This window comes from Agathobaculum desmolans ATCC 43058, from assembly GCF_000701665.1.
Lineage (GTDB): Bacteria > Bacillota > Clostridia > Oscillospirales > Butyricicoccaceae > Agathobaculum > Agathobaculum desmolans.
This window is the reverse complement of the sequence record NZ_JNJN01000080.1, coordinates 1-4872: the sequence shown is the minus strand read 5'-3', so window position 1 is coordinate 4872 and position 4872 is coordinate 1. Positions and strand designations below refer to the sequence as shown.

Sequence of the window (4872 nt, the reverse complement as noted above, 5' to 3'; positions counted from 1 at the left end):
CAAAAATACAAAGAAAAGTTCGCTGCATAAACAAGCTCGCCGTTCCCGAAAAAGGAAACGGCGAGCATAACCGCACTATATTTTATTTATTTCTCCGGTCTACCTTGACTGGGGCGGATCATTTTAACCTCGGCTTCTCTGCTTCTATTTACGTGGAGAACGGGGGATGTGGAAAATTACGGATGAGGGGCAGTCACCGGTGTTACTCCGCCTGACAGATACCTTCGAAACGAGAAAACGGGTGCTTCTGTTAGCGGTTCAGTCGATCAACTGCATGGTGCGGTACAGCATTTCACATGCAGTTCGTCGAGTAAGCGTTGTATCTTCCTCCTGCGCGGCAGAAAACGGGGAAAGCACATCCAGCCGGGTCAGCGTGTGGATCGCTTGTGCAGCCCAGTCGGAACCGGCAGTATGGCTGCCGGCGAACACGGGATGGGCACCATCCGTGGTGTGGAGCAGCAGATTGTTAAGAATGACACTGGCCTCTGCGATGGTGATCGGGTTTTGACCGCGAATCTCGGTCAGACCTCCGGCAGTACGATAGCCGCTCACCAGTCCGTTCGCAGCAGCTGTACTGATAAAGGGTCTTGCCCATGGGGACAAGCCGCTGTCATCAGCGAAGTCGGTTTGGGTACTGGCAGTGACCGGCAGACTGGCAGCTGCGGTCGCCATGGCAATAAATTCGCTGCGTGTAACCGTGCGCGAGGGATGAAAAAACGCACAGCCACCTATGGTTTCCCCTGTCATCACGCCGCGTGCGGCAAGCTGCAGCGCAGCAAAATGTGTCGGATCACCGGATAGATCCGCATAGGTGAGGCCGGTTTTATTTTTGCTGATACGCACGCGAATCTGCGCAGGACGTGCTGTGCAGCCGGTGGCATCTACTGCCGTATAGGAGAATTGATCTCTGCCGGTTCGGCTGCCCGGTGCATAATGCAGCGTGTTGCCCTGTATGGTTGCTGTGCCAAGACGTGGCTGCTCCGTAAGTTGGAAAAGCACGGTATCCCTATCCGGATCATCTGCTGTGAGGGTGATTTCGATTGGAATTTCGGTATAAGTTTCCGCCTCTCTGTTGGGCACGGTCGGACCGCTGCCTGCGGCGTGCGCAAAAAGCAGACCGGCGGCCAATGCGGCTCCCAGAAAAAGGACGGTGACCGGCAGCAGCAGGGCAGCGGTCAGGAGTTTTTTGTCCTTCAATTAGCAACATCCTTTCCGAAAGGTTCTATGTCAGGCAGTATGCACCAATGCAAGCGTCTATATACCTAAAAAACAAGGCGGTGCACAGAGTATTTTCAGAAAAATTGCAGAAAGTGGGGAAAAACTACAAAAAAACTTGTCGTGTAAATCTAAGTGTGTCATAATTTATGCAGATAGATGATAGATACGGAAAGGAGAAAAGGAATGGACAATCATCAGCTTATTCTGGTGCTGGATTTCGGCGGTCAGTACAATCAGTTGATCGCACGCCGTGTGCGGGAACACAACGTATACTGCGAAGTCAAGCCCTATCAAACGACGATTGAGGAGATCCGTGCAATGGATCCGATCGGTATTATCTTTACGGGTGGACCGAATAGTGTTTATGATGAAAAGTCGCCTAAGTGCGATCCTGCGGTGTTTGAATTAGGGATTCCGGTGCTTGGCATCTGCTACGGCTGTCAGTTGATGGCACATACGCTGGGCGGTGAAGTTACGGCTGCACAGGCAGATACTGCGCGTGAATATGGTAAGACCGAAACCTTCTATAACACCTCCTGCAAGCTGTTCCGTGGGTTGCCGGAAAAAGGCATTTCGTGGATGAGCCACGGCGATTATATGGCAAAGGTGCCGGAGGGATTTGCGCTGGTCGGCCATACTGAAATGTGCCCAACGGCGGCAATTGCGGATGAGGTGCGTGGCTTTTACGGTGTGCAGTATCACCCTGAGGTGAATCACACCGAGAACGGCAGCCTGATGCTGAAGAACTTTCTGTATGAGATTTGCCATGCCAAGGGTGACTGGACGATGGAGGATTACAAAAACACCTCGATCAAAGCCATTCGGGAAAAAGTAGGCAGCGGTAAGGTACTGCTGGCGCTGTCCGGCGGTGTGGATTCGTCGGTCGCGGCGGCGCTGCTCGCGGAAGCGGTCGGCGATCAGCTGACCTGTGTGTTTGTTGACCATGGTCTGATGCGCAAGGATGAGGGCGATGAAGTAGAGGCGGCGTTCGCCAAATGGAAATTTCATTTTGTGCGGGTGGATGCCGAGCAGCGTTTTCTCAGCAGGCTAGCCGGGGTGGAAGAGCCGGAAAGCAAGCGGAAGATCATCGGTGAGGAATTTATCCGCGTCTTTGAAGAAGAAGGCAAGAAAATCGGCAAAGTCGATTACTTGGTGCAGGGTACGATTTATCCCGATGTGATCGAGTCCGGCGCGGGCGATGCGGCGGTGATCAAGAGCCATCACAATGTGGGCGGACTGCCGGATTTTGTGGATTTTAAGGAGATCATTGAGCCGCTGCGCCTGCTCTTTAAGGACGAGGTGCGCCAGCTTGGCCGTGAGCTGGGATTGCCGGAATATCTGGTCATGCGCCAACCGTTCCCGGGGCCGGGGCTGGGGATCCGGGTGATCGGCGATGTGACGAAGGAAAAACTGGACACCCTGCGCGAAGCGGACTTTATCTTCCGTGATGAGATCGCTAAGGCCGGATTGACGCAAACGATGAATCAGTACTTTGCAGTATTGACCAATATGCGTTCGGTTGGCGTGATGGGGGATGGGCGAACCTATGACTATACGCTGGCACTTCGGTCGGTCACCACAACGGACTTTATGACGGCGGACTGGACGCGCATTCCGTATGAGGTGCTGGATCGTGTTTCTGTGCGCATTGTCAATGAGGTAAAGCATATCAACCGTATTGTGTATGACATCACGAGCAAACCGCCAGCTACAATCGAGTGGGAATGACGCTCGAAACGGCGAAAACCCGCATGAATACAGGCTTTTTTGCCCGTCCATACTGCTCTTGATACTGGATTGATACTATTTGTGTCCGCCCGGTATTCTCAAGAGAAAAATCCCAAAAGGACAAGCAAAACCGCCCTGCTGAACGACAAATTCAGCAGGGCGGTTTTTTTGCTTGTCTTATTTATTTTTCCGCCAAGGGATATAATATTCGCTTTCCAGGCCATCGTCGCAGGTATGGGGCCAGTTGAGTTTCCATTCAAAATACTCTTCCCTGGTGATCTCCCCGGCGTGTAACTCCTGCTGACGAAAAAGCCATTCCCGCATGAACTCGTCCACAAGGCCATACTGGAAGTACATACCCACGGGAGGGTGTGCGGGCCAGTCATCGCTATCATTGTACCGTACAGCGGTATCATCAGCGGCCCCTGCTCTGCCCGGATTGCGGACAAGTTGGAACAGGCGGATAGCGCCAGGGCTGTCCTCGTCCAGCCAGAAGAATGTCCGCATGAAGTCCTCGGCAGAGCCGGGGGCGATGGTGTAGAAGTTCTGGCGGTCTACCCGCAGCGCCTCGGCCATCTTGTCCAGCAGTTCCCGTTTCGGAACACGGTAATTCGTCTCATACTGGGCGATCCGGTTGTCCGCTCCCTTTTCCTCAAAGCCGATAGCAAGCCCCAATTCCTTTTGTGTCATGCCTCGAAAGGTGCGGATTTTCTTTATCTTGTCTCCGACTGTCATAATATCCCACCGCCTTTGCCAATAGTATAGCGCAAAAAAGCGAAAGATGCAAGATAATCTTTAACAAAAATGCGAAATAAATTCTTGACATTAACACTTATGTTAATGTATAATGAAGATGGTGACATTAACATATTTGCGAAACTAAAATAAGGAGGTGCTGACCATGGAAAAGGAGCTGTTTGTGAGAGCAGAGGAGGTCGCCAGGGAGCTGGGCATTTCCAAGCCCTACGCCTACAAGCTGGTGCGGGAGATGAACGAGGAGCTGAAGAAAAAAGGCTTTCTCACCATTCCCGGACGGGTAAGCAGGCGCTACTTCGAGGAAAAATTCTATGGGCTGCGGGACAGACAATAAGGAGGGAACCACAATGCCGGCATACAAAGACAAGGCAAAGGGCACATGGTATGCGTCCTTTTACTACGAGGACTGGACGGGCAAGAAAGTAAAGAAAATGAAACGGGGCTTTCCCACCAAGCGGGAGGCTCTGGAGTGGGAGCGGACATTCCTGCAACAACAGACCGCCGACCTGGAAATGACCTTTGAAAACTTCGTGGCTGTCTATGTGGCGGACATGAAAGGCCGTATCAAGGAAAACACCTGGGGGACGAAAGAGCATATCCTCTACAAGAAGTTGGTGCCGTACTTCGGCAAGCGGAAGATGTGCGACATTCACTCCAAGGAGGTCATCGCCTGGCAGAATGAAATGCTGGGTTACCGGGACAAGAACGGCAAGCCCTACTCTCCGGTGTACTTAAAAACGCTGCACAATCAGTTGAGCGCCGTGTTCAACCATGCGGTACGGCACTACAATCTAAAGGTCAATCCCGCTGCCCAGGCGGGCAATATGGGAAAGCCAAAGCCTGCAAATAAGAAGTCAAGCCCCGAACAGGACTTGACGAAAGAAAACTTTGTAGGCGGCAGGTAGAAAACAAGTGCAACACAAAAAGGCCGCCGCAAACACGCCGACCGGAAAGAGTCAATTACAGTTGATTAGTCCGCGTGCTGCAGGCCGGTGGAATCCATATCTACAAGCGGCAGACCCTCCAGAGTAGAGAAGTAGGTCATCACCTTGCCGTAATAACGGCGCAGGAACTTGTTGGCACCAGCCGTCATGTAAACGTAGTACGGCTTACCCTCGGCACGCTTCTTGTCCAAGAACAGGAACACAGGCTCGTCTGCCGGGGCACGCT

Annotated in this window: 4 protein-coding genes and 2 pseudogenes; 3 read left to right on the top strand and 3 right to left on the bottom strand. The window is 52.4% G+C overall.

Annotated elements, in window-relative coordinates:
- Window positions 1–258: 258 nt before the first annotated feature.
- Entirely contained in the window at window positions 259–1197 is a 939-nt protein-coding gene (locus tag T363_RS15330) for an S-layer homology domain-containing protein (protein WP_051643298.1), read from the bottom strand.
- A 204-nt stretch (window positions 1198–1401) separates the two neighbouring features.
- Here T363_RS15330 and guaA point away from each other — a divergent pair, with 204 nt between their 5' ends.
- Window positions 1402–2946, top strand: a complete 1545-nt coding sequence (guaA, locus tag T363_RS0113440) for a glutamine-hydrolyzing GMP synthase (RefSeq protein ID WP_031476653.1) — start codon at window positions 1402–1404, stop codon at window positions 2944–2946.
- A gap of 177 nt (window positions 2947–3123) precedes the next feature.
- On the opposite strand, the gene T363_RS0113435 is transcribed toward guaA, so the two are convergent.
- On the bottom strand, window positions 3124–3681 hold the full coding sequence (locus tag T363_RS0113435; protein WP_004010378.1) for a helix-turn-helix domain-containing protein: 558 nt from the start codon (window positions 3679–3681) through the stop codon (window positions 3124–3126).
- A gap of 166 nt (window positions 3682–3847) precedes the next feature.
- On the opposite strand from T363_RS0113435, the gene T363_RS0113430 reads away from it, so the two are divergent.
- Window positions 3848–4036, top strand: a complete 189-nt coding sequence (locus T363_RS0113430; RefSeq protein WP_004010379.1) for a helix-turn-helix domain-containing protein — start codon at window positions 3848–3850, stop codon at window positions 4034–4036.
- A gap of 13 nt (window positions 4037–4049) precedes the next feature.
- A pseudogene (locus T363_RS0113425) lies at window positions 4050–4541 on the top strand (tyrosine-type recombinase/integrase); the annotation flags it as partial.
- 131 nt (window positions 4542–4672) lie between these two features.
- On the opposite strand, the pseudogene T363_RS14790 reads toward T363_RS0113425, so the two are convergent.
- A pseudogene (locus T363_RS14790) lies at window positions 4673–4872 on the bottom strand (hypothetical protein); the annotation flags it as partial.

Coding starts and splice junctions, on each gene's coding strand:
- T363_RS0113435 (WP_004010378.1), bottom strand. CDS start 3,681: ATGACAGTCGGAGACAAGATAAAGAAAATCCGCACCTTTCGAGGCATG.
- guaA (WP_031476653.1), top strand. CDS start 1,402: ATGGACAATCATCAGCTTATTCTGGTGCTGGATTTCGGCGGTCAGTAC.
- T363_RS0113430 (WP_004010379.1), top strand. CDS start 3,848: ATGGAAAAGGAGCTGTTTGTGAGAGCAGAGGAGGTCGCCAGGGAGCTG.